Consider the following 22,234-nt stretch of genomic DNA (forward strand, 5'->3'; position numbering starts at 1 on the left):
GACATTGTTCTCTGTTGACATACGGTCCAGGGACTTTTCTAATTGAGGGCGACCGCCGACCGTGTCCCCTCGGCCACCCCGACAGTCCTAACTACACCGTGGGCGTAGCCGGGGGCATGACTACCGAGGACGCGCAATCGGCGGCCGGAACTGCCGAAGGGCAAGGCCCCGTGGAGATCGACGAGGAGATGGCCCGCCATCTCTCGAACAAGCGCGAGGAGCTGTTCGAGAAGTTCGGCATCCGCGACGAGTTCCCGCCGGAGGTACTCGACGAAGCCGAGGCCCGAACGGAGGACGTCCACGCGGAGATACAGGGCGAAATCGACGAACGGCGAGACCTCCGGGAGATGACGACCTGGACGACCGACCCCATCGACGCCCAGGACTTCGACGACGCCATCTCCGTCGAGGAACGAGAGGACGAGTACGTCCTCTGGGTCCACATCGCCGACGTGACCCACTACGTCAACCCCGAGACGGCGATGTGGGACGAGGCCGTCGAGCGGGGCAACACCGTCTATCTCCCCGCCTACACCATCCACATGCTCCCGCCGGTACTGGCCGAGACAGTCTGCTCGCTCGTGCCCAACGAGGAGCGACTGGCCCACACCGTCGAGATGCACCTGGACAAGGAGAACCTGGGCTACGACGAGATAGAGATATACAAGTCCGTCATCGAGAGCGACGCCCGCCTGACCTACTCCGAGGCCGAGGGCATCCTCGACGACCCCGAGAGCGCCGACGACCTGCTCGAAGACCCCAGCGTCGACCTCGCGGAGAAGACCGAGATGGTCTGGAAACTGGCCGACCGGATGCACGAACAGCGCAAGGAGGAGGGGTCGCTCGTCCTGAACCCAGCGCGGGACCGCGCCCACACCATCATCGAGGAGTGCATGCTGAAAGCCAACAAGGCCGTCACTCACGAACTGATGTGGTCCCGCGGCGTCGAGGCGATGTACCGCGTCCACCCACAGCCGAGTCCGGACGAGTGGGACGAGGCGCTCGTGGAGATACAGGAACTCGACGGGGTCTCGATTCCCGGGTCGGCGTGGGACGACCCCCGCAAGGCGGTCAACGCCACGCTGGAAGACGCGCCCCAGCGCCAGCTCGACAAGATTCAGTGGGCCGTGATGAAGGTGATGCCCCGCGCGAAGTATATGAACGACCCGTTCGGGGGCCACCACGCCCTGAACTTCGAGATATACGGCCACTTCACGTCGCCCATCCGGCGGCTCTCGGACCTCATCAACCACTGGATCGTCTACAGCAACGACGTGCCCGAGGACCTCGTCGCGCTGTGTGACCGCGCCAGCGACCGCCAGAAGGACGCCGAGCAGTGCGAACGGGAGTACAAGAAGTTCCTCGAAGAGGTGGGTCTGGACGCGTCGGCGGTGAACAACCGCGGGCTAGAAGTCGTCGACGACGAGGAGTGACGAGCCGGCTCAGTGCGGGTCGGCGAGGTGTTCGTGGCTCCACTCCAGCAACCCCTTGATGATGGGTTCGAGCGCCCTGCCGGCGGGAGTCAGCGAGTAGTTCACCCGGACGGGTTTGTCCTCGACCACGTCACGGACCACCAGGCCGGCGTCCTGGAGGTCGTCGAGCGCTTCCGAGAGCACCTTGTCCGAGATACCGTCGACCCGGTTCTTGATGTCGTTGAACCCGAGCGGTCCCTCCGAGAGGAGCGTGTGTATCAACATCGGATGCCACTTCTTGCCCAGAATCGCGGTCGCCCGACGAAGCTGCTGGCCTCCGGTGTGGACACCCGTCGCCTCCCCATACCCAGTCATGGTCTGGCGTTACGTTCGGTGGATAATATAGCTACGGGCCAACTGGTAAAATCTAATGGGCTCGGGCTTCAGGCTCGGGTGTGAGCCCTCCATCACCAGCCATCCGAACAGACGGCCTGCGGAAACAGTACGGTGACGCAGTCGCCGTCGCCGACCTCGACCTCACCGTCGACCGGGGGAGCGTCTTCGGCTTCCTCGGTCCCAACGGCGCCGGGAAGACCTCCACCATCCGCATCCTGACGACGCTGACGACACCGACCGCGGGCACCGCCCACGTCGCCGGCCAGCCGGTCAGTGACCGGTCCGCGGTGGTCGAACACATCGGTTTCCTCCCCGAGGAGCCCCCGCTGTACGACGAGCTCACCGGCCGGGAACAGCTGGAGTACATCGCCGGCCTGCGCGGCCACGAGGACTGGGACCGAGTGGAGTCGCTGCTTTCCCGCTTCGACCTCGACGGCGACGCGGACCGGCGAGTCGAGACCTACTCGAAGGGGATGAAACAGAAGCTCGGACTGATTCAGGCGCTGCTACACGAGCCCGACGTCCTCTTTCTGGACGAGCCCACGAGCGGGCTGGACCCCCGGGCGGCCCGAACGGTACGGGACACCATCGACGAGGTCGCGGCCGCCGACACGACGGTGTTCCTCTCGACGCATATCCTCCCGGTCGTGGAGGAGCTGGCTGACACCGTCGGCGTCCTCTACGACGGCGAGCTCGTCGCCGAGGGGTCACCGACGGCACTGACCGACGACGTCGAGGCGGGAAGCACGCTCGAAGACGTGTTCCTCGACGTGACCAGCGCGGACCACGCGGAGCGATGACCCGGACGAACCCACGCCGGGCCGCACTGGTCGCCCGGCTGGAGCTGCGCCGGACATGGCGCTCGCTCAGAGGCAGCACCCGAGGGCTACTCCTGCTGGCCGGCGGCTGTCTGATGCTCCCGCTGTACAGTCTCGCCATCGGTGTCATGGCGCTGTTTGGCGGACGGGAAATCGCCAGCAGCGACCCGGCCACCGTCAGGCTCGCGACCACAGGGATTCTGGCCTTCCTCGTCGGGCTGGTCGCGTTCATGGTCGTCCAGCGGACCATCAAGACCAACGGCGAGCCCGACGCAGTCGACGGCCTGTTGACCACCGCCCCGTACGCGGACATCGCCGCCGGCCTGCTCGGGGCCGAGCTGTGCCGGATGTTCGCTATCATGGCGGGGCCGCTGCTGGCGCTCACGGTCGGCCTGACCGTCGGGAGCGGGCTCCCGCTACTGGGCGCGGCGACGTTGGCGACGACGGGAGTCGTGGTCGCGCTCGCGGTACTGGGCAGTTACGCCGCGGGGCTGGCGGTGAAGCTCGTCGCCGCGCGCTCGGAGTTCGTCGCGCGCCACCGGGCCACGCTCGGCGGGGCCGCTTCACTGGCGCTCGTCCTGTTCTGGATTCTGGGGTCGAGTGCGCTGGGCGTGCAGCTGGCGCTGTTGCGAGCCGCCACCCAGTCGCCGCTCTCCTGGACCGGGGATATCGTCCTCCTGACGGTCCCGGGCGTCGGCGCCGACGCACTCTCCGCCGCCGTCGCCGCCACCGCACTACTGGGAAGCGTTCCGCTCGCCGGTGTCGCCAGCCTGCGGCTGGCCGAGCGGCTGTGGTACGCTGACCCCGTCCAGCCCGCCCACGAGTTCGACGCCGCGGAGCGGACGCTGTCGGACCGCCTGCTCGATGGCCGGGTGTCGACGCCGACCCGCGTCGTCGCGCAGAAGTCGTGGCTCCGCGCGAAACGGGCCCCGTTCACCGTCCAGTTCGCCATCGCGCCGTTCTTCCTGCTGGCGTTGCAGTTCCGGACCGTCTTGCTCGGCGGGACCGTCCCGCCGACGCTCCCGCTGACCGCCGGACTGGCGAGCACGACGGCCGCCGGTGCCGCCTTCACGCTCAACCCGCTGGGCGGCGAAGAGCGGGTCCTGCCGCTGACGCTCACCGCGGATATCTCCGGGAGGGCGTTCGTCACCGGGCTGGCACTTGCCGGCGCGGTACCCGGGGTGGTCCTGACGGCGCTGCTCGTCGTCGGGTTCGGGCTCGCCGCCGGGAGCGCCCCGGCGACGCTGGGAGTCACACTCCTGACGACACTCGTGGCCACGGTCACCGCCCCCGCCATCGCGGCCGCGGCGGGCGTCGTCTTCCCGAAGTTCGACCGGTCGTCCGTCGGCAACCGCGAGGTGACGCTCCCCAGCGGGTTCGCCTTCGGGTTCTACGCCTCGGTGCTTGGCATCGTCGTTGCTCCCGGCAGCATCGCCGTCTGGCTAGCGGTTGTCGAGCCGTTCGCGCTCCCGCTCTCGTCGACGGTCCTGCTCGCCAGCGGCCTCGCGGTGACCGTCGCACTCGCCGCCGTCGCCGGCTCGATGGGCTTTCTCTACGCCGCCAACCGCGTCGGGACGTACCGACTGGAGTGAGTCAGCAGATTGGCTTCGGATCGAAACCCATCGCTTCGAGGGTCTCCGCGTACTCGTCGTAGGCGACGCCGAGTGCCTCGATTGCCGCGTCCCGGGCTCGCTCGCGGCCGGAGTCGTCGAGCGCCGACAGCGCCGCGCGAGCCGGGTCGAGGTCACTCGCCCCGGTCCGGAGCTCGCGGGCCACGTCGGCTCTGCTCTCGTCGGCCTCGTTGACGAAGAAGCTGACCACCTGCAGGTAGAACCGGTCGAGCGCGAGCGGGACTGCGACGAGTCCGGCACCCACGCGGTCGGCGGTTCCGTCGAGAGTCCGCAAATAGGCCGAGAGCGCGTCGGCGTCGTCGGGCGTCGCGTCGATGCGGTCGGCTCTGTCGCCCGCAGCCGCCGCGGCCCGCTCGAAGGCCTCGGCCACGGCGCCGTCGGTTTCGCCAGCCCAGCCGTCCAGTGCCCCGGCCACGCCGGCCTCCCGCGTCGCCGCGGCCCGCCAGACGGCGTCGGTCTCCAGCGTCGCATCGGTGGCCGCGACGAGCGTCTTGTCGGAACCGAGCCGACTGCGCTCGGTCGTCGTCCCGTCCTCGACGGCCGCGATGGTGTCGGCTGCGTCCATACCGGTGAAAGGACCGCTCGGGGCATACATCCTCCGCCCGATTTATCGGTCGCGGCCCCCTCTCTGAGATATGGCCGAGAACCATCCGGACCCGCCCGCCGAGCACCCCTCGCTCTCCGCGGCGGCCCTGAAAGAGCGGCTCGACGCGGGCGAACCCGTCCGGCTGCTGGACGTCCGCGACCGCGACGAGTTCGAGCAGTGGCACATCGAGGGACCGACGGTGACGGCGACACAGCTCCCGTTCGCGAAGTTCCTGCAGGCGAAGGTGACCGGCGAGGTCGATGCGCTGCTCGAACGCATCGACGGCGAAGGCCCGATCACCGCGGTCTGTGCCCGCGGCGAGGCCAGCGCCTTCGCCGCCGGCCTGCTGGTCGACCACGGCATCGACGCCCGCAATCTCGCCGACGGGATGGACGGGTGGGCCCGCCTCTACGAGGCCCACGAACTGCCCTGCAAGACCGCGACCGTCCTGCAGTACCAGCGCCCCGCCACGGGCTGTCTCGCCTATCTCGTCGTCAGCGACGGTGCGGCCGCTGTCGTCGACCCGCTCCGGGAGTTCGCCGACCGCTACGTCGCCGACGCCGCCGACCGCGATGCCACGCTAACCCACGCCGTCGACACGCACGTCCACGCCGACCACGTCAGCGGCGTCCGCCGACTCGCCGCCGACCACGGCGTCGAACCAGTCGTGCCGGCCCGCGCCGTCGACCGCGGCGTCAGTTTCGACGTGACCGAGCTCCCCGACGACGGGAGCATCGCGGTCGGGTCGGTCTCGCTCGACGCCGTTGCCCTGCCGGGCCATACCACCGGCATGACCGGCTTCCGCGTCGGCGACGTCCTGCTGGCCGGCGACAGCATCTTCTTGGAGAGCGTCGCTCGCCCGGACCTCGAAGCCGGCGACGAGGGCACAGCGGCGCTCGCGGAAACGCTATACGAGACGCTCACCGAACGGCTCGGTGCACTCCCGGCTGAAACCCTCGTCGCGCCGGGCCACCACGGCGAGACGACCGACCCTGACGCAGGCCGGCGCTACACCGCTCGGCTGGGCGACCTGCGCGACCGGCTCCCGGCGCTGCGGCTCGACCGCGAAGCCTTCGTCGAGCGCATCTGTGACGATATCCCGCCCCGACCCGCCAACTTCGAGCGCATCATCGCCATCAACCTCGGCATCGAACGCGCCGACGACGACGCCGCCTTCGAGCTGGAACTGGGCCCGAACAACTGCGCGGCGACGCCGCTATAGCGGGAGCAGGCGGCGGACCTTCTGCAGCAGCGACGCCTCGTCCTCGCTCGTCTCCGGCCCCACCACGTCCTCGTCGGGCAGGATGAGCGTCCGCTCGTCCTCTTTCTCGACGACGATGAGGCCGTCCGCCTTCAGCGCAGCCAGTGCGTCCTCGATCTGGTCGATGGTGACGTCCGCTCGCGAGCGTATCTCGAACACCGTCATCCCCTCCTGGTGGCGGTCCGCGAGCGCATCGAGTACCACAACCTCCGTCTCGTCCCGATTGCGGTACTCCGGCTTCGCTCTCATATCACCCCCTAAACCCGGCTGGCTCTTGGCTTTGTCCCTCAACGGTCGGACTCACCGGTCGGAACTGGGACCTGCCGCGAGTTCCCGACCCGGGAGTTAGTCGACAACGGAATCGTCCTGAAGCCCCGGAACCGACCTCGATCAGAGTGTTTCAGTCGTAGTATCTCTCTTCGAGTGTCGTCCCGTCAGGGAAGGTGTAGTTGAGATACGTCCCTAGTGGGAACGCTTCGTCAGTGGTCATGACGTCCCCGCCCTCCTCGTAGCTCGGGCTCCCCGGTCCAATCCGATTCGTCGAATAGTACCGGTCAGAATACGATCTGATGTCTTCCGTTTCAGCGTACTCTCGGGCCCAGTCCAACGTCAGGAAGTTCGTTCGGTACAGTTCCCCATTAGGGTTCTCTGCACGGAAATAGATTATCTCGGGGACCCAGGACTTGTTTTCTGCAAACTCAGGATTGCCTGTCGCATTCCGATAGGTCTCGTCGAGATTCGCATAAGTCAGTTCTATGGCAGTATCTATATCAACCATCTCTCTGGTGGTCAGGTTTTCCGCGTCCCACTGGTAGCCAATTATTAGGTAATCTTCTTGGGCGTTAGCCCATAGACTCCGCCGGGAGACGTAGCCAGAGAACTGCCCGTTATCTGCGGTGGCGTTCGCAGCGCGGGCAAAGGTGCGACCAAACGCTAGATATTTTTCGGTTTCGTTCCATGTTGATTTTGCACCGGCGAATATTCCGGATCCAGCCCGCTCAATAGTAAGATTATACTCGAACGTTTCATTCGGGTTGTCCGAAGTCACTTCGATGGTATAGTTCCCTGTCTTAGAGAAGGTCCCACCTATTAACTCAACCGTTCCGGAATCACTATTTCTGACAGTTTGAGTGACGTTGCCGATGGGATTAACAACCCGTAACATCGGTTCACCGCCGTCCGCTTGCATTGTGATATTCGCTTGCGCCCCAGCCTTGACTTCGATTTGGACCGGCTCGTAGAACTTATTATCACTAATTGGGTCATCCGTATCAAGCTCACCAGACACCGTGGTGCTCCCGTTATCGGGAATAGCGACCCTACGCAGGTCCGTTTCATTGTCCGGAACAGGTTCGTCGTCAGAACCACCCAACACGGACGTTGGCGTTGCTCCAGACCTGTCGTCGGAATCCGATAGAATCCCGGAGCATCCAGCAGTTACCAGTAAAGTGGCGAAGAGGATGCTGAACAGGGTGTGGCGGAATGCAAATTTGCCGTTAGACATATTTATTGTTTATATTTATGTTTCTGTTTAAATTTTCCTATTAACATTTTTAATACAGTTAGTTAAGAATTTTGTAATAATGATTGAGAAGTGAATAACCGAGAACCACCACCTCTTATAAGAGTGGGTTGTTCAGGACGCCATCGCTACCCTCGCTGCTATCGCCATTCTCACTGGGTCCACCGGGCGAGAAATCTAAAGGATCAAATTGGTTGAACGAATCATCGCTGTCATCGTCATCCAAAATGGGCAAATCTCCATCATCATCGACAAAATAGTCACTGCCCGTGTTATCATCGTTCATCGGGTCGTTCGTTTCGGCCGCTTCAGTCGTTATGTCAGAGAGCGCTTGACCCTCGGTGACTTTGTACGCGCCTCCGACGGTCTTGCGCAAGTCCCCGGATTCCTGAAGATTGTCCCCGTAATCTGTGAGTGCGTCTGCCCCGTCACCGCTGTTGAGTTGAATCCCGTCTTCACCGTTGGTATCGAGCACGTAGTCCTGCCCGTCGGGGCCAGTGACGATTTTGTCTGCCCCCGAACAGCCCCCCGAGGCACAGGTGCTACCGCCGACACCGCTACCACCGCCTCCGCCTTCGACCACCTTGACCGACCACGTCGCGCTTCCGCGGTTCCCGAGCGTGTCGTAGACGACGGCGCGGACGGCCATCGTGCTTGTGTTGGTGAACGAGTGGGAGAACGACGTGTTCGCGGTGGCACCGTCGAGTGACTGGCGATGCACGACCTCGCCGTCGACGACCCAGGCGAGCGTCTGGAGCGGTGCGTTATCTCGACTCACGTTCGCCTCGAAGGTGGTGTTGGAGTCTTGCAGCGTCACACCCGGTCCGGACAGCGTGACAGCGGGTCCGGTCGCGTTCGTGACGGTGACGTACAGCGTGTCCGAGCGAGTCGCGCCGTCGTCGTCGGTCACGGTCAGTGTGACGGTGTACTGCCCGGTGTCGTCGGCGTCGAACTCGGTCCGTCGACAGTCGGGACAGGCCGGACTGGTCGTGTCGCCGCCCGGCGTCTCGATAGTCCAGGAGACGCCCGCGACCTCGCCGTCGGGGTCGACGGTCCCGTTGGCGTCGAGATGCACCGTCGTGTTGGCCGGGACCGTCTGGTCCACGCCGGCATCGGCAAGTGGAGCGGTGTTCTCCGCCGCTACGACGCCCCCCGTGGCGGCGAGCAGGCCGATACTCACGAGTGCAACGAGTGTGGCCACGCGCATTGGAAAGTGTTGGTCGCCGTACCCATTATAAAATTACGCATCAGATATCAAGGAAGGAAGGGAGCGGGCGCGGAGTGTGGCGGTATCGGCGTGGACGACAGACGGGCAGAGTTTAAGTAGGTCACAGCAACATTGACAGACAATGGGTCTCAAATGCTCCGTCATCGGGCACAAGTACGGTGAGGCGGCGGTCGAACGGGAACGCGAGGAACAGGGCAGCGAGGTCGTCATCACGATTCAGGAACGCGAGACCTGCGAACGATGTGGGAAGACGCGAATCGTTTCCGAGAACAAGGAAGTGACCGCCATCGAGACGCCGTCCGATATCGCGGGCGACATGATCGACGACGAGGAGACAGCGACAGAGGAGGCGGAGCCAGCGGACGACGACGACGAGGAATCAGAGCCAGCGGTGGCGGACGACGAGAGCGCCGAAGTGGACGCCGCCGTCGACGCCGTGGACCCCGGCGCCGACGACGCGGAGATTCTCGACGACGGTGACGAGGAGCCCGCGGGTGGAGACAGCGAGCTAGAGAACCCCTCGACGGAGGTGTCTATCGAGGACGCCGAAGAGAACGAGCCGCCACTCGACGCCGAAGAAGCGGCTGTCGCAAGCGACCCGGAGTCGGACGACGGCATGATAATCGACGGCGACGACGAGGACGACTCGGTGGCCGATGACCGACAGCCCGGTGAGTGGCCAGCGGAGCCGGACGACGAAGCGGACGACTGGGTTCCGGAGACGGGCGTCGCCGAGTCGGAACCGTCTGACGACGGTGACGGGGCCACAGACGTCGAGCCCTTCGGCGGGTCGGCGGTGACCGTCCCGAGCGGCCAGTTCCACTGCCCGAAGTGTGAGTTCACTACCGACGTTGCGTCGAGTTCGCTGCGAGCGGGCGATTTCTGCCCGGAGTGTCACAAGGGCGCGCTCGTCAACACTGGGGAGTGAGCGACCGCTTCACGGTCGCGATAGCGGGGAGAACGAACAAAGCGAGTTGACCGAGCTCACCGGGAGTGAACGCAAAGGGTAAGACGGCGCCTTGCAAAACGTCGCCCATGCGAGAGTACAAGATGCGACGCGGCGAGCACCTCGAAGATCGCGTCCCTGATATGGAAGCGTTCGTCGAGGAGTACTTCGGTGACATCACCGATACGGAGGAACACAACGGTAGCGACCTGCTTGTCGTCGACGAACCGGACAACCCCGTCTTCGACAGGGTCGTCGCCGGGACCGTCTCCTACGGGAGCAAGAAGGACAAGCTGGCGCTGCACATCGACGAACGGCCGGCCGAGGAGGTCATCGCGGAGGGGCACGTCGACGCCGCCGAAGACGCCGTCAGCAAGAAGAACAACTTCCTCGAAGAGGCGACCGGGCGCGACGCCAAGGCCCGCCGCGATTCGCTGAAACGCGACGTCGAGGACGACGCCGACAAGCCGGACAGCGTCTGAGCCGAGCTGGGACAGTTTTCTCGCCGTCACCCATAAATACGTTCGTGACATACGTTCACACACGCCCTGCCGGAGGCGAACAGAAGTATCCGGAGCACCGACGGCCCCGCTGGTCGCGGGGTCTGCCCCCTGTCATAGTTTGTCCGCTCCGCCGGAAGCGGTCCCAATCCGGCACACCACGGCACGTCCGGTTCGTCAGCAGCGAGGTCAAGTCCGAGTCGTTCTACCCCACCGTCGGACCCTCGGGGACGTGGTCGTTACTCGGACAGCCCGTATCCCCGCTTGAACAGCGAGAAATCGATAGCCAGAACGGCCACCGTCGCACCGGAGAGCACGAGCAGGGAGGTGGTGGGGTCGATTTCGGTGACGCCGATCATCCCGTAGCGAACCCCGTTGACCATGTAGACCATGGGGTTGAACAGCGAGACGGTCCGCCAGACCGGCGGGAGGACTTCGAGCGAGTAGAAGACGGCGCCGAAGAACACCAGCGGGCGGAGGATGAACTGGTTCATCACCGTCAGGTAGTCGAAGTCGCTCGCCCACAGGCCGCCGATGACGCCGAGACCACCGAACAGCGTCGTAATCAGCAGGATGAACGCGGTCAGGTAGAGCGGGTTAGCGACCGGAACGGACGTGAATATCAGCCCGACACCGATTATCAGCAGCGACGTGATGATACCCCGCAGCGCGCTCGCGGCCACGTACGCGGACACCATATCCCGGTTCGACATCGGTGACGTCAGGACGGCCTGGATGTACTCGTTCCACCTGCCGTGGAAGATGGTAAACGAGGCGTTCTCGAAGCTGTCCGAGATAGCGCCCAGAACGACCAGTCCCGGCAGGACGAACTGGATGTAGCTGACGCCGGCGATCGAGCCGATTCGGCTACCGAGAATCACGCCGAAAACCGAGAAATACAGCGCGTTCGTGATAATCGGCGGCAGGAACGTGTTGTACGGTCGTCTGACGAATCGGAGGATTTCCCGTCGGATGAGGGTCTTGAGCTGGGTCGTGTTCTGATTCATGCTGTCGCTCCGTTGGCTGTGGACTGTGTCCACTGAGCTGCGCTGTGTGCGGTCCAGCGACCGGAGCAGGGGGCGCCACCGTCGCGGCTCACGCCGACACCTCCGCGTACTCGCGGTCGTCGCGGGTCAGGTCGACGAACACCTCTTCGAGCGAGGCCCGGCGGATGTCGAGCGAGGTCACGGTGTGACCCTGACGTTCGAGTTCGCGCATGAGTTCGGGGGCGGTCTGGCTGCCGCCGGCGGCGGTGACGCTGAGTCCGTCGTCGGTGACGGCGACCTCGGTGACGCCGTCCACGTCGAGCCGCGGCGCCGTCCGTGGCGGGTCGGCCAGTCCGATGTCGATGGTGTCGGTGCCACGCGACATCAGGTCGCCCGGGGTGGCCACCTCGACTTTCCGTCCGCTGTCCATGATAGCGACCCGGTCACAGAGCCGTTCGGCCTCCTCGATGTAGTGGGTGGTGAGCAGGATGGTCGTCCCCTCGTCGTTCATCCGGTTGATGATGTTCCAGAGGTCGTGGCGAAGTTGCACGTCGACGCCCGCGGTCGGCTCGTCGAGAATCAGCAGGTCCGGGTCCGAGACGAGCGCGCGGGCGAGCACGAACCGTCGCTTCATTCCGCCCGAGAGCCAGTCGAAACGGGTGTCGCGTTTGTCCCAGATGCCGACGGTCTTCAGGGCCTCCTCGGCCCGGCGGCGGGCCTCGGTGCTGCCGATACCGTGGTAGCCGGCTTTGTGTTCGAGCACCTCGATGATGGGGAAAAAGCGGTCGACGTTGAACTCCTGTGGGGCGAGTCCGATGCGGTCGCGGGCCTCCCGGTAGTCGGCCTCGACGTCGAAGCCGAACACCTCGGCGGTGCCGCTGTCTCCCTGAACGAGGCCGACGAGCGTGTTGATGAACGTCGTCTTGCCGGCGCCGTTTGGTCCGAGCAGTCCGAAAAACTCGCCGCGGTCGACGGTCAGGTCCAGTCCGTCGAGCGCCTGCACGTCGCCGTAGCGTTTCCGTAACTCGCGTGTTCGAATGGCCGGTTCAGTCATCACCACCTCTATCGGGCCGACACCGAAAAGGACATTGAAGCCGGCTAGCCGGTCCGAGGCGTGCGAACTGGTAGCTTACTCCCCGAGCCGTTCGCGCGAGACGGTGACCCCGGCCGGCGTGATGATTAGCTGGTCGTCGTCCTTCTGGACGATGTCGCCGCCGACCTCGTTGGCGACCTGCTTGAGCTCGTCGCTGATGTGTTCCATGGTCCGGTCCTGCGTGGAGTGGCGCGTGATGTCGGCGATGACGATGTCGCCGTCGTAGACGGCGTCCTTGATGTCGATGACGTCCTTCGAGCCGCTGATACGGGCGATTCGGACCTGTCGCTCGGACTCGACGCTCGTCGTATCGTAGTTGTCGGCGTTCAGTTCGACGTAGTCGTCGGTCTTCCGGGATGGCCCCGACTCGCCGAGAATCTTGCTCATTAGTCCCATATCCCACCGGGCGGGCGCTACCCGTTTCAACTTTTCGTCAGACGGATATTTGTTCCGGCGTCAGGCGGCGAAATATTCCCGGACACGGCCGTTGACACCGGCAGCGAAACGGCAGCAGTGTCCACGCGACTCGGAGCCCGCTCAGACCGAGAACTCGAACAGGTCGTCACCCACGTGGTGGATGGACTTGACGACCTTCCCCGACTCGCCGACCATGTCGTCGCCGTCGGCCATCGCCCGGCCGACCGCGAGGAACTTCCCGTGGGTCTCCTCGTTGATGACGACCAAGTCACCCTCGCTGATGTCGTCGTCGGCCTCGGTGATGCCCGGCCGCATGATGTCGGCGCCGTCGGAGACGAACGAGATAGCGCCCGTGTCGACGGTGACGACGTGTCTCTCCGGCGGGTGCGCGTTCGCGCCTTCGACGGTGAGGAACGGTTCGTCGTCTTCGACATAGAGGACGTGTGGCTCGCCGTCGACGAGGACGACGTCCCAGTCGCTGTCCTCGAACTCGACTTTCTCGAAGCTGTCGGCGTCCAGTTCGACACCGAGGTTGTCGGCGAGCGCGTCGGCGATGTCGTCGACCGCGTCCGAGCGGAGGTGGTGGCGCGATTTGACGTTCATACGAGCGACTGCGCGGTCATCGGGCGTAAGCGTAACGAAGCCCGGAAGAGCCACGCACCATCGCTGGTGCGGTGGTCCGGCAAGCACGCCACATGTGAAGCAACGTGTATACGAAGGTCGGCGGCACGTGCGGGCATGGAGACCGAAGAGACGACAGTCAGCAGCCGGGGGAGAGTGACGAGTCCGGTCGACATCCGCCAGCGCCCGGATACCGGGGCAGGTGATAGGCTGCGCCGGAGCCTGGGCGAGGCCGGGTCGCTGCGCGTGCCTATCGTTTAGCTTGCGGTCCCCGAGGCGAGCCTTTAGTTCCGGGCGCCCGTAGCAGGTCTATGCGCGTCGTCACCCTGTTGCCGTCCGCCACGGAGATAGTCTACGCGCTCGGGGTCGAACCGGTCGGGGTGTCACACGAGTGTGACTACCCGCCGGCGGCCCGCGAGCAGCCCTCGGTCAACCGCTCCCGGGTCGACCCCGAGGCGTCGAGCAGCGAGATAAACGAGCAGGTCGCCGAGGCCGAGGAGGCCGACGGCGTCTACGCCGTCGACCGCGAGACGCTGGCCGAGCTAGAGCCCGACGTGGTCGTTACGCAAGGCGTCTGTGACGTGTGTGCCGTCGACCACGTCCTGGTGGCCGACGCCGTTGCCGAGCTGGGACTCGACGCCGACGTGCTGACGCTGGACGTGCATAGCCTCGACGGGCTCTTCGACTCTATCCACCGCGTCGGGGCGGCTATCGACCGCGAGGAGCGGGCGACGGAGGTCGTGGCGAACCTCCGCGAGCGAGTGGCCGCCGTCGAGACGACCGCCGCGCGTGCGGACGACACGCCCAGCGTGGCGGTGCTGGACTGGCTCGACCCGGTGATGGTCGCGGGCCACTGGATTCCCGGGATGGTCGAACTGGCCGGTGGTGAGTACGCCATGGCCGAGCCCGGCGCCCACTCGCGGCCCCGCGAGTGGACCGAAGTACGGGCGTACGACCCCGACGTGCTGGTGGCGGCCCCCTGCGGGTTCGACGTCGAACAGACCCGCGAGAACCTCGCCGACGTGACCGAGCGCCCCGGCTTCGACGACCTCGGGGCGGTACGCGACGAACGGGCCTACGTCGTCGACGGTCATCACTTCGTGAACCGCTCTGGGCCGCGGCTGGTCGAGACGCTGGAATTTCTGGCGGCGCTGTGTCACCCGGACCTGTTCGACACACCGCCCCGCGATGCGATGGTCGAACTGGACCCGCTCCGGGCGTGAGAGTTGAACGGAGTCAGACCGAGAGGGCCACGTAGCAGTTGAGAGCAACCACGCCGGTCCCCAGCCCAGCGAGGTCGGCGTAACCGGGGCGTTGCACAGTCAGCGTGCGGGGCGACGAGGGTGCCGTTGTGAGGTCTCGGACGGAGTCCCGGTTTCCCCATCCTGAATCTCCGCACCCGAGTATCGGCGCTGAGAACTGGTTACAGTTCACAGCGGCCGTCGTAGGTCGCCTCGCCGACCGAACCGATGGCGGGGTCGTCGCCACACACCGGACAGTCCGGGTTCCGGGCGACGGGTACCTCGTCGACGTTCATCCGTCCGGCGTCGAACGCGAGCAGCCGGCCGTCGAGGGGGTCCCCGTAGTCCATCGCGAGTTTGACCACCTCCGTCGCCTGCAGACAGCCGATCGTGCCCGGCAGGACGCCCAGCACGCCGGCCGTCGAGCAGTCAGGCACCGTGCCCGCGGGCGGGGCTTTCGGGAACAGACAGCGGTAGCAGGGCCCGTCGCCGGTGAACGTCGTCACCTGCCCCTCGAACCGGAAGACCGCGCCGTGGGAGAACGGGACGCCGGCGAGCGTGCAGGCGTCGTTGACCAGAAACCGCGTCGCGAAGTTGTCGGAGGCGTCGACCACGATGTCGTACTCGTCGACGAGGTCGGCGGCGTTGTCGGCCGAGAGCCGTAGCTCGTGGCTGTCGACGGTCACGTCGGGGTTCAGGTCGGCCACGAAGTCGCGGGCGCTGTCGACCTTCGGCCGACCCACGTCGCTGTCGCCGTGGACGACCTGTCGCTGGAGGTTCGAGCGTTCGACCGTGTCGTCGTCGACGATGCCGAGCCGGCCGACGCCCGCCGCCGCGAGATACTGCAGGACCGGAGAGCCCAGACCGCCGGCACCCACCACGAGCACGCCGGTGTCGAGCAGCGCCGCCTGCCCCGCCGGACCGACGTCGTCCATGATGATGTGGCGGGAGTAGCGGTCGAGCTGTTCTGTGTCGAGGTCCGGTCGCATGGCGAGGTGTTGGCCGGCGGCGGATATAAACGGCGGGATGCGGCCGAGGAGTGCCAGCGGCCCGCGGACGTTTCGGGTGGAGCGTGTCGAAACCGGCGCAGATATATCCGTTCGAGCGGGGTCTGAGTTTTATTGTTCAGGGCCGCAAAGAGTGGACATGGGAAACAGCGGGACCGGCGACACCGACGCGGAGGACGCCAGCCGCCTGCCCGTCCGACCGCCGAAGCCGGGGAAAGCGATGAGCGTCTTCGTCCTGCTGGCCGGTCTCGGCATCGTCGGAGTGGGAGCCTACTCGTACGTGGCGGACTCCGGGACTCTCGAAAACAGAGTCCAGATAACCGCCGAAGTCAGCGAAGTCGGTGTCGAACAGCTGCAGGGGTCACGGGGCAGGGAGTCGTACGTTCCGGCCGTGACGTTCCAGTACCGATTTCGGGGGACCAGCTACACCTCGGACAGAATCTACCCGGGGACCACGCAACCGCGATACGAAGACAGAGCGGCCGCACAGTCGCGCGCGTCGGCGTACGCCGTCGGTGAGCGCGTGACCGCGTACGTCGACCCCGGCGCGCCGGGACAGGCGTTCCTCGAAGACAGCCGGTCGGGACAGGCAACGGGGGCCTTCTTCGTCGGGGTCATCGTGTCGCTCATCGGGGGCCTGGGGCTCTACCAGGCGCGGCGGGAGGCACGCGCCCGCGAACGGCTGTCCTGAGGCCGCTCGGACGCTGTGACTGCCGAAGCGGCGAGCGACCGGCCGTGAGGAGCCGGCGCGGCGGGCCTCGTATCAGTTGTTCCGCTGGAGGTCTTCGACGAGGTCGTCCATCCGCTGGTTGATGCCGGCTATCTGGTCGGTCTGGCCCTCCGCTTTGTCGGCGATGTCGGCCGTCGATTCGGCGATGACCTCGGCGTCGTCGGTCGCCTGGTCTATCATACTCGCGACCTCCTCGGTGGAGGCGGCCTGCTGGTCCGTCGCGGTCGCGACCTCCTCGATGCCGTGGTTGACCTCGCGGACGGCGTCGCCGATATCCGAGAGGATCTCGGTGGACTCCTCGACGGTCTCGATGCCGTCGTCTATCTCTCTGTTGCTCGATTCGAGGCTCCTGACGGCGTTCTCGGTGTCGTCCTGAATCCCGTCTATCATCCCCTCGATGGTGGTGGCCTGCTGTTGGGACTCCTCGGCCAGCGATTTGACCTCGTTCGCGACGACAGCGAACCCTTCGCCGGCTTCACCGGCGCGGGCGGCCTCGATAGAGGCGTTCAGCGCCAGCATGTTGGTCTGGTCGGCGATGTCGTTGATGACGTCGACGATCTCGTCTATCTCCTGGACGCTCTGCTGGATGGTCCGGACGTCCTGAGCGACGCTGTCGGCGGCCTGCTGGATGGCCTCCATCGCCTCGTGGACGTCTTCGGCGTTGTCCTGCCCCCGTTCGGCGAGGTCGTTGGCCTCCCGGGTCGCCGCCGAGACCTCTTCGGAGGAGGAGGCTATCTCTTCGACGGAAGCCGAGAGGTTCGACACCTCGCTGGCGATTTCCGCCATCCCCTCGTACTGCTCGGCGGTTCGCTCCCTGATGTCGGCGGTCTCGTGCGCGATGTCGACCGACGAGTTCTCCAGTTCCGCGATGAGCGTCTGTATCTCGCTTGCGACCTCGTGCTCGTAGCCGGCCTCTCTGTCGATGTCTTCGGCGATATCGTCCTCGATATCCGCGTCGATATCGTCGTCGATGTCGGCACTCGCCGAAACGTCCGTCGTCCCGGGCCCGGATTCAGACATGATATGACAGGCGATGAACTGGTGCTTGAAAAACGATATGCCTAATGAATCAGAACTGAAAATCGGACCGCCGGAGAGGCCCTATAGTAGCCATCAACGCACCCCCGACCACACGACAGCAGGGCGGTCGGTGTGTGAGTCGTTTCAATTGGTACTCTAGCAGTCGTAGAGGTCGCGGTACTTCTCGTCGGCGTAGGCGAGGAAGTGGTCGGCGCTAAAGGACTCCCCCGTGGCTTCCCGGACGAGGTCGTCGGTCTCGTACCGGGCGCCGTGGCGGTGGACGCGCTCGGTGAGCCAGTCGTGGATCGGTGCGAAGTCGCCGTCGCGGACGAGGGCGTCGACGTCGCCCAGGTCGGCCCGGACGTGGTGGTCGAGCTGGGCGGCAAGCACCGACCCGAGGGTGTACGTCGGGAAGTAGCCGATAGCGCCGTTGGTCCAGTGGATGTCCTGCAGACAGCCCGCCGCGTCGGTGTCGGGCCGGACACCCAGATACTCGGCCATCTTCTCGTTCCACACGTCCGGCACGTCCGCTACCGCCAGATCGCCCCGTATCAGGTCCCGCTCTATCTCGAAGCGGAGGATGATGTGCATGTGGTAGGTGAGCTCGTCAGCCTCGACGCGGATGAGGTTGTCCGGGTGGACCGTGTTGGCCGCCTCGTAGAACGCACGGGGGGAGGCGTCGGTGCCGAGGTGGTCGTTGGCGGTGTCGGCGAACAGGTCCCAGAACGGCCGGGAGCGGCCGACGTGGTTCTCCCAGAAGCGCGACTGTGACTCGTGGACCGAGAGGTCCCGGTCCTCGCCGAGCGGCGTGCCGTAGTCCTCCTGTGGGAGTCCCAGCGTGTAGGTGGCGTGGCCGAACTCGTGGATGGTCGACCCCACGGCGTCCATGGGGTCGTCGGGCTTGAACCGGGTGGTGACGCGGGCGTCGAACTGCGTCCCCGTCGAGAACGGGTGGGGCGCGGTGTCGAGTCGGCCGTGGTCCCAGTCGTACCCCAGCGTGGAGAGCGCGTCCTCGACGAGGGCCTGCTGGGTGTCGTCGTCGTAGGTTCCCTCGAACGGGTTGGCGAGGGTCACGTCGCTGTCGGCGATGTCGTCGATGAGCCCGACGAGTTCGTCGCGCAGGGTCGTCAACACTTCCTCGGCGGTGTCGACGCCGAGATACGGCTCGTACTCCTCGAAGAGGACCTCGTAGGGGTCCCGGTCGGGGTCGATGGCGGCGGCGTACTCCCGGCGGAGTTCGACCATCTCTTCGAGCGTGTCGGCGAACATAGCGAAGTCGTCCTCGGCCTTGGCCTCCTCCCAGACCGGCAGAGCGTTCGAGGAGGCCTCGGAGATGCGCTCGACGAGGTCCGAGGGGACCCGGACAGCCCGTTCGTGGTCGCGGCGGACCTCCCGGACGACGGCCGCCTGCTCGGGGTCGAGGTCGGCGTCGTCGAGTTCGTCCAGCCACTCGCCGAGCCGGTCGTCGGTCAGCAGTTCGTGGTGCAGCGTCGACAGCGCCGAGGACTGCTTGGCCCGGGCGGGCGTCCCGCCGCTCGGCATCATCACCTGCTGGTCCCACTGGAGGACGCTGCCCGCGTCGCCGACGTAGTGGAGACGCTTGACGTGGTCCAGGAACGCCTCGTACGTCGCGGTCGTGTCGGTCGTCGTTGCCATGCCAGGGGGTTAGGCGGGGAGTCCTATAGGCGCGTTGCCGGCCGAGCGGCGCGGTGGTCAGTCGGACCGACGCCGAAGCCACGTCCCGACGCCCAGCACGAGCCCGGCGACCGCCGAGAGGAGGCCGAAACCGGGGGCCGAAACGCCCGTTGCGGTCGGCGCCGACGGCGTCCCGCTCGCAGTCGGAGACGGCGTCGCGGCCGTGGACGGCGTCGTCGCCTCGGCCGGTGTCGACTGTATCTCCAGAGTGGTGACGACGCCGGCGTGGTCCGAGGGCCACACGCGGACGGTCTCCCCGTCGACCGCGACCGCGACGCGGTCACCGGGCTCGTGGCCGACACGCCCGACCGACGTCGGGCTGACGGCCCCGCGGTACAGCACCGTGTCGATGCGACGGGTGAGCTGTGACTGGTCGTTGCGCAGGTCGTCGGCCTGACAGCAGGTGTAGCCGTCCGCCTCGGGCCGAAGCTCGGCGTACGGGTCGGTCAGCGTGTCGGTCAACAGCTCGTAGGCCCCGCTGCCCGGCGCGCTGTTGATGTCACCGCCGAGGACGACCGGCCCGTCCGCGGGGAGGATATCGAGCAGTTCCCGTGCCTGCAGGCGCCGAAACGTCGCCGAGGTCGACTCCAGATGCGTCGAGACGGCCGTGAACTCGACGCCGTCGACGGTGACGTCGGCCATGGCGTAGCCGCGGTTGACGACGAGCCGTCGGTCGGTGCCCGGCACCGGGAGCGCCAGTGCGGCGTCGTAGGTGCCCGTGACGGCGTCGGCGGTGTCGAGGTCGCCGCGGACCAACAGCACGTCTCTGTCGGTGAGACGCACGTCGACGGCACCGTCGTCCGTCTCGGCCGGCAGTTCGACGTCGTTCGTCACCGCCTCGGCGGCGACGGTGTAGTCCAGCCCCCGGTCGTCCAGAGCCGTCCGGATGCGGGAGAGGAAGTCGACGACGACCTCCGAGGCCGCCTCGCTCGACTCGGTGCCGAAATCCCCCGGCTGCTGTCGCCGGAGCGCCACCACCTCCTGCAGGGCTACGACGGCCGGGTCGTTGGTTTCGACCGCCGCGGCGAAGCTGTCGGCCCGAGCCCCGTAGCGTTCGGGCTCGACCTGTTCGAAGAGGTCACCCGCGATACGCCGGACGTCCGCCATCGACTCGGCCCGTGCCAGCGCGGCGACGTCGAAACCGAGATACGCGTTCTGCGTCATGACCGTCGGCGCCGCGACCGCCGACTGCGAGCCGGCCGCGGTCCCGGTCGCGGCAGCGATTCCGGCGGCGGCGCCGGCCGTGCGACCGAGGAGGGCGCGGCGAGTGAGTGGTACCCGAGTGGTATCCGACGAGGGCATTACGCGCAGTTCGACGGGGCACGACTGAAACAGTGTCGGTCAGTGAACTGGTCGCGCCCGCCGCCCGGGTCAATCCAGCCACGAGTCGACCACGCCGTCGTAGATGGTCCGGCACCGCTCCAGCACAGCGATGGAGACGCTCTCCGTCGCGGTGTGTGCCTCGCCGGGTTCGGCCGCGCCGACGACGACACAGTCCGTGCCCGCCGCTGCGAGCCAGCCGGCGTCGGTCGCGTGGGGTTTGACGACGTGTTCGGGGTCGCCCTCCTGTGCCCCGGCGGCCGCGTCCAGCACCGCGTCGGCGAACGCGGCGTCGCCGCAGGCCATCGGCGGGAGGTCCTGATCGACGCGGACGGAGACGCCGTCGAGAGCCTCGACGCGCTCCAGTGGCGCCCGTTCGCCGGGGACGGTCCGTTCGTCGACCGTCGCCTCGCAGCGCTCGGGGACGACGTTCCAGGCCGACCCGCCCTCGATTTCGGTGACGGTGACGCTCCCCCGCAGTTCGTGACCGAGCACGTCGGTGGTCGGGAACTCGATACCCCGGATCAGGTCGACGGCGTCGGTCGCCCGGTAGATGGCGTTCTCGCCCGCGTCGACCTCGCTCGCGTGCGCGGCGGTGCCCTCGGCGACGACTGTCGACCCGCGCCGGCCCTTGTGGGCGACGGCCACGTCGGTGACACCGTCGGAGCGACGCTCCGGCGAGCCCCCACCCGCTTCGCTCGCGGGGACCCCCGGCTCGGAGTAGCCCGTCGACCCCTCGACGACGACGGCGTAGTCGGTCGAGAACCCGTCCTCGATGGCCGCACGACACCCCTCACCGCCCTGCTCCTCGCCGGCGAAAGAGGCGAAAACCAGTTCGCCGGCGGTCGGTTCCGCGTCGGCGAAGGCGAGCATCGCCGCCGCGAGCGAGCCCTTCATGTCGGCGGTGCCGCGGCCGTAGAGGCGTCCCGCTCGCCGCGTGAGGCGGTACTCGCCCGTGTCGTCGACCTGTCTGTCGTCCGGGGGCACCACGTCGTGGTGGCCGACGAGAGCGAGCGACTGCTCGCCCGTTCCCGTCCGGGCGACGACGTTACCGTGGTCGTCGCGGGAGACGGCCGCGTCGGTGTGGTCACGGAGCCACTCGGCGACGAACTCGCCGGCGGCTGTCTCGTCGTCGTGGCTCGGAATCGCCACCAGCTCCTCGGTGAGAGAGACGACGTCCATATCTCGGAAAAGAACGGGGTCGGTTTGGGTCTTGTTCTACCGGAGGCCGGCGTAGGCGACGCCCAGCACGCCGCCGTAGACGGCGTGCCACAGCAGGCTCGGCGGGGCGAAGTTCGGGAACGGCGGGGCCATCGGGAAGCCGACGGCACCCAGCCACAGCGGCATCACCAGCGCGGCGAGACCCACCCAGGTGACGACGCCCCAGAGCGCGCCCAGACCCACGACTGTCCCGGCCGAGCGGTCCTCGCCCACCGCCCGGACGATAGCGGCGAAGACGACCCCCAGAACCGCGCCGTGAGACAGGTGAACTATCCAGCCCGCGGCACCGCCAGAGAGCCCGTACAGCGCCGGAATCGCGCCCGCGAGCACTGCTGCGTTCATCACCGAGATAAGGACGGCCATGACGGCCGCCCCGGCGATACCCCCGACGACACCGGCCTGCCAGTCGGGGAGGTGGACACCGGTGTCAGTCGTCGTCGAAGTTTCGGTTGCCATTACGGACGGAGATGGGAGCGGTAGTATCAAATAGGCAACCTGAAACCGCGAGAGACGTACACGAGCACGGTAGCTTGAAGTATCCCTCCCGGAAGTCCATGTCCACTCAGGGACGGATATGTGGCTG

24 protein-coding genes are annotated in these 22,234 nt (G+C 66.5%); 9 read left to right on the forward strand and 15 right to left on the reverse strand.

All coding sequences use genetic code 11. The features are described from left to right. The first annotated feature begins 116 nt into the window (after positions 1-116). The gene (locus tag NDI56_RS14815; protein WP_310920385.1) at positions 117-1,433 is read left to right on the forward strand and encodes a ribonuclease R; all 1,317 of its coding nucleotides are present in this window, start codon (positions 117-119) and stop codon (positions 1,431-1,433) included. Between the two features lie 9 nt (positions 1,434-1,442). Here NDI56_RS14815 and NDI56_RS14820 read toward each other — a convergent pair whose 3' ends face one another. Next, on the reverse strand, positions 1,443-1,787 hold the full coding sequence (locus NDI56_RS14820) for a winged helix-turn-helix transcriptional regulator (RefSeq protein WP_310920386.1): 345 nt from the start codon (positions 1,785-1,787) through the stop codon (positions 1,443-1,445). Positions 1,788-1,867: 80 nt separating this feature from the next. Here NDI56_RS14820 and NDI56_RS14825 point away from each other — a divergent pair, with 80 nt between their 5' ends. Both NDI56_RS14825 and NDI56_RS14830 read left to right on the forward strand, forming a co-directional pair. After that, entirely contained in the window at positions 1,868-2,608 is a 741-nt protein-coding gene (locus tag NDI56_RS14825) for an ABC transporter ATP-binding protein (RefSeq protein WP_310920387.1), read from the forward strand. Next, positions 2,605-4,218: a hypothetical protein gene (locus tag NDI56_RS14830; protein WP_310920389.1), complete on the forward strand. Its 1,614-nt coding sequence runs from the start codon at positions 2,605-2,607 to the stop codon at positions 4,216-4,218. Before NDI56_RS14825 ends, NDI56_RS14830 begins: the two co-directional genes overlap by 4 nt. Position 4,219: 1 nt before the next feature. Here the strand turns inward: NDI56_RS14830 and NDI56_RS14835 are convergent, their stop codons facing one another. Continuing rightward, a complete protein-coding gene (locus NDI56_RS14835) occupies positions 4,220-4,822 on the reverse strand; it encodes a transcription antitermination protein (protein WP_310920390.1) in 603 nt (200 codons plus the stop codon). Between the two features lie 70 nt (positions 4,823-4,892). Between NDI56_RS14835 and NDI56_RS14840 the strand changes: the two genes are divergently transcribed. Beyond that, entirely contained in the window at positions 4,893-6,065 is a 1,173-nt protein-coding gene (locus NDI56_RS14840) for an MBL fold metallo-hydrolase (RefSeq protein ID WP_310920391.1), read from the forward strand. Here the strand turns inward: NDI56_RS14840 and NDI56_RS14845 are convergent. From NDI56_RS14845 to NDI56_RS14855, 3 genes are all read right to left on the reverse strand, one after another. Beyond that, positions 6,060-6,353 (reverse strand): DUF6432 family protein, encoded by a 294-nt coding sequence (locus NDI56_RS14845; protein ID WP_310920392.1) that lies wholly within the window; start codon positions 6,351-6,353, stop codon positions 6,060-6,062. The genes NDI56_RS14840 and NDI56_RS14845 overlap by 6 nt on opposite strands. Positions 6,354-6,504: 151 nt before the next feature. After that, positions 6,505-7,608 carry a hypothetical protein gene (locus NDI56_RS14850; RefSeq protein ID WP_310920394.1) on the reverse strand — a complete coding sequence of 368 codons (1,104 nt, stop codon included), beginning with the start codon at positions 7,606-7,608 and terminating at the stop codon, positions 6,505-6,507. A gap of 115 nt (positions 7,609-7,723) precedes the next feature. Then, on the reverse strand, positions 7,724-8,833 hold the full coding sequence (locus NDI56_RS14855) for a PKD domain-containing protein (RefSeq protein WP_310920396.1): 1,110 nt from the start codon (positions 8,831-8,833) through the stop codon (positions 7,724-7,726). A 142-nt stretch (positions 8,834-8,975) separates the two neighbouring features. Between NDI56_RS14855 and NDI56_RS14860 the strand changes: the two genes are divergently transcribed. Both NDI56_RS14860 and NDI56_RS14865 read left to right on the forward strand, forming a co-directional pair. Then, entirely contained in the window at positions 8,976-9,782 is an 807-nt protein-coding gene (locus NDI56_RS14860) for a DUF7093 family protein (RefSeq protein WP_310920397.1), read from the forward strand. A 107-nt stretch (positions 9,783-9,889) separates the two neighbouring features. After that, positions 9,890-10,282 (forward strand): DUF5611 family protein, encoded by a 393-nt coding sequence (locus tag NDI56_RS14865; protein WP_310920398.1) that lies wholly within the window; start codon positions 9,890-9,892, stop codon positions 10,280-10,282. A 257-nt stretch (positions 10,283-10,539) separates the two neighbouring features. Here NDI56_RS14865 and NDI56_RS14870 read toward each other — a convergent pair whose 3' ends face one another. The 4 genes from NDI56_RS14870 to NDI56_RS14885 all read right to left on the reverse strand — a co-directional run bounded on the left by NDI56_RS14870 (position 10,540) and on the right by NDI56_RS14885 (position 13,399). After that, positions 10,540-11,307 (reverse strand): ABC transporter permease, encoded by a 768-nt coding sequence (locus tag NDI56_RS14870; protein ID WP_310920399.1) that lies wholly within the window; start codon positions 11,305-11,307, stop codon positions 10,540-10,542. Positions 11,308-11,395: 88 nt separating this feature from the next. Then, entirely contained in the window at positions 11,396-12,340 is a 945-nt protein-coding gene (locus tag NDI56_RS14875) for an ABC transporter ATP-binding protein (RefSeq protein ID WP_310920400.1), read from the reverse strand. A 75-nt stretch (positions 12,341-12,415) separates the two neighbouring features. After that, positions 12,416-12,775: a cell division protein SepF gene (locus tag NDI56_RS14880; protein ID WP_310920401.1), complete on the reverse strand. Its 360-nt coding sequence runs from the start codon at positions 12,773-12,775 to the stop codon at positions 12,416-12,418. A gap of 141 nt (positions 12,776-12,916) precedes the next feature. Beyond that, positions 12,917-13,399, reverse strand: a complete 483-nt coding sequence (locus NDI56_RS14885; protein WP_310920402.1) for an RNA-binding protein — start codon at positions 13,397-13,399, stop codon at positions 12,917-12,919. 135 nt (positions 13,400-13,534) lie between these two features. On the opposite strand from NDI56_RS14885, the gene NDI56_RS14890 reads away from it, so the two are divergent. Then, positions 13,535-13,678: a hypothetical protein gene (locus tag NDI56_RS14890; protein WP_310920403.1), complete on the forward strand. Its 144-nt coding sequence runs from the start codon at positions 13,535-13,537 to the stop codon at positions 13,676-13,678. A 50-nt stretch (positions 13,679-13,728) separates the two neighbouring features. After that, a complete protein-coding gene (locus NDI56_RS14895; protein WP_310920404.1) occupies positions 13,729-14,640 on the forward strand; it encodes a cobalamin-binding protein in 912 nt (303 codons plus the stop codon). Positions 14,641-14,840: 200 nt separating this feature from the next. On the opposite strand, the gene ubaA is transcribed toward NDI56_RS14895, so the two are convergent. Continuing rightward, complete coding sequence (ubaA, locus tag NDI56_RS14900) at positions 14,841-15,647, reverse strand: SAMP-activating enzyme E1 (protein ID WP_310920405.1); 807 nt, start codon at positions 15,645-15,647, stop codon at positions 14,841-14,843. A gap of 157 nt (positions 15,648-15,804) precedes the next feature. On the opposite strand from ubaA, the gene NDI56_RS14905 reads away from it, so the two are divergent. Further along, entirely contained in the window at positions 15,805-16,356 is a 552-nt protein-coding gene (locus tag NDI56_RS14905; RefSeq protein WP_310920406.1) for a DUF3592 domain-containing protein, read from the forward strand. Positions 16,357-16,428: 72 nt separating this feature from the next. Here NDI56_RS14905 and NDI56_RS14910 read toward each other — a convergent pair whose 3' ends face one another. The 5 genes from NDI56_RS14910 to NDI56_RS14930 all read right to left on the reverse strand — a co-directional run bounded on the left by NDI56_RS14910 (position 16,429) and on the right by NDI56_RS14930 (position 22,107). Beyond that, on the reverse strand, positions 16,429-17,415 hold the full coding sequence (locus NDI56_RS14910) for a methyl-accepting chemotaxis protein (RefSeq protein ID WP_310920407.1): 987 nt from the start codon (positions 17,413-17,415) through the stop codon (positions 16,429-16,431). A 156-nt stretch (positions 17,416-17,571) separates the two neighbouring features. Continuing rightward, on the reverse strand, positions 17,572-19,071 hold the full coding sequence (locus NDI56_RS14915; protein ID WP_310920408.1) for a carboxypeptidase M32: 1,500 nt from the start codon (positions 19,069-19,071) through the stop codon (positions 17,572-17,574). A 57-nt stretch (positions 19,072-19,128) separates the two neighbouring features. Beyond that, positions 19,129-20,412 (reverse strand): endonuclease/exonuclease/phosphatase family protein, encoded by a 1,284-nt coding sequence (locus NDI56_RS14920; RefSeq protein WP_310920410.1) that lies wholly within the window; start codon positions 20,410-20,412, stop codon positions 19,129-19,131. A gap of 69 nt (positions 20,413-20,481) precedes the next feature. After that, entirely contained in the window at positions 20,482-21,612 is a 1,131-nt protein-coding gene (locus NDI56_RS14925; protein WP_310920411.1) for a M20 family metallopeptidase, read from the reverse strand. 36 nt (positions 21,613-21,648) lie between these two features. Beyond that, entirely contained in the window at positions 21,649-22,107 is a 459-nt protein-coding gene (locus NDI56_RS14930; protein ID WP_310920412.1) for a histidine kinase, read from the reverse strand. Positions 22,108-22,234 lie beyond the last annotated feature (127 nt).

The organism is Halomicroarcula saliterrae (genome assembly GCF_031624395.1).
GTDB lineage: Archaea > Halobacteriota > Halobacteria > Halobacteriales > Haloarculaceae > Haloarcula > Haloarcula saliterrae.

Excerpts from the sequence above, each read along its gene's own strand:
- NDI56_RS14890 (WP_310920403.1), top strand. The coding sequence starts at position 13,535 with ATGGAGACCGAAGAGACGACAGTCAGCAGCCGGGGGAGAGTGACGAGT.
- NDI56_RS14875 (WP_310920400.1), bottom strand. The coding sequence starts at position 12,340 with ATGACTGAACCGGCCATTCGAACACGCGAGTTACGGAAACGCTACGGC.
- NDI56_RS14905 (WP_310920406.1), top strand. The coding sequence starts at position 15,805 with ATGGGAAACAGCGGGACCGGCGACACCGACGCGGAGGACGCCAGCCGC.
- NDI56_RS14920 (WP_310920410.1), bottom strand. The coding sequence starts at position 20,412 with ATGCCCTCGTCGGATACCACTCGGGTACCACTCACTCGCCGCGCCCTC.
- NDI56_RS14840 (WP_310920391.1), top strand. The coding sequence starts at position 4,893 with ATGGCCGAGAACCATCCGGACCCGCCCGCCGAGCACCCCTCGCTCTCC.
- NDI56_RS14885 (WP_310920402.1), bottom strand. The coding sequence starts at position 13,399 with ATGAACGTCAAATCGCGCCACCACCTCCGCTCGGACGCGGTCGACGAC.
- NDI56_RS14835 (WP_310920390.1), bottom strand. The coding sequence starts at position 4,822 with ATGGACGCAGCCGACACCATCGCGGCCGTCGAGGACGGGACGACGACC.
- NDI56_RS14820 (WP_310920386.1), bottom strand. The coding sequence starts at position 1,787 with ATGACTGGGTATGGGGAGGCGACGGGTGTCCACACCGGAGGCCAGCAG.
- NDI56_RS14910 (WP_310920407.1), bottom strand. The coding sequence starts at position 17,415 with ATGTCTGAATCCGGGCCCGGGACGACGGACGTTTCGGCGAGTGCCGAC.
- NDI56_RS14860 (WP_310920397.1), top strand. The coding sequence starts at position 8,976 with ATGGGTCTCAAATGCTCCGTCATCGGGCACAAGTACGGTGAGGCGGCG.
- NDI56_RS14855 (WP_310920396.1), bottom strand. The coding sequence starts at position 8,833 with ATGCGCGTGGCCACACTCGTTGCACTCGTGAGTATCGGCCTGCTCGCC.
- NDI56_RS14870 (WP_310920399.1), bottom strand. The coding sequence starts at position 11,307 with ATGAATCAGAACACGACCCAGCTCAAGACCCTCATCCGACGGGAAATC.
- NDI56_RS14815 (WP_310920385.1), top strand. The coding sequence starts at position 117 with ATGACTACCGAGGACGCGCAATCGGCGGCCGGAACTGCCGAAGGGCAA.
- NDI56_RS14930 (WP_310920412.1), bottom strand. The coding sequence starts at position 22,107 with ATGGCAACCGAAACTTCGACGACGACTGACACCGGTGTCCACCTCCCC.
- NDI56_RS14845 (WP_310920392.1), bottom strand. The coding sequence starts at position 6,353 with ATGAGAGCGAAGCCGGAGTACCGCAATCGGGACGAGACGGAGGTTGTG.
- NDI56_RS14915 (WP_310920408.1), bottom strand. The coding sequence starts at position 19,071 with ATGGCAACGACGACCGACACGACCGCGACGTACGAGGCGTTCCTGGAC.
- NDI56_RS14865 (WP_310920398.1), top strand. The coding sequence starts at position 9,890 with ATGCGAGAGTACAAGATGCGACGCGGCGAGCACCTCGAAGATCGCGTC.
- NDI56_RS14895 (WP_310920404.1), top strand. The coding sequence starts at position 13,729 with ATGCGCGTCGTCACCCTGTTGCCGTCCGCCACGGAGATAGTCTACGCG.
- NDI56_RS14850 (WP_310920394.1), bottom strand. The coding sequence starts at position 7,608 with ATGTCTAACGGCAAATTTGCATTCCGCCACACCCTGTTCAGCATCCTC.
- NDI56_RS14880 (WP_310920401.1), bottom strand. The coding sequence starts at position 12,775 with ATGGGACTAATGAGCAAGATTCTCGGCGAGTCGGGGCCATCCCGGAAG.
- NDI56_RS14925 (WP_310920411.1), bottom strand. The coding sequence starts at position 21,612 with ATGGACGTCGTCTCTCTCACCGAGGAGCTGGTGGCGATTCCGAGCCAC.
- NDI56_RS14830 (WP_310920389.1), top strand. The coding sequence starts at position 2,605 with ATGACCCGGACGAACCCACGCCGGGCCGCACTGGTCGCCCGGCTGGAG.
- ubaA (WP_310920405.1), bottom strand. The coding sequence starts at position 15,647 with ATGCGACCGGACCTCGACACAGAACAGCTCGACCGCTACTCCCGCCAC.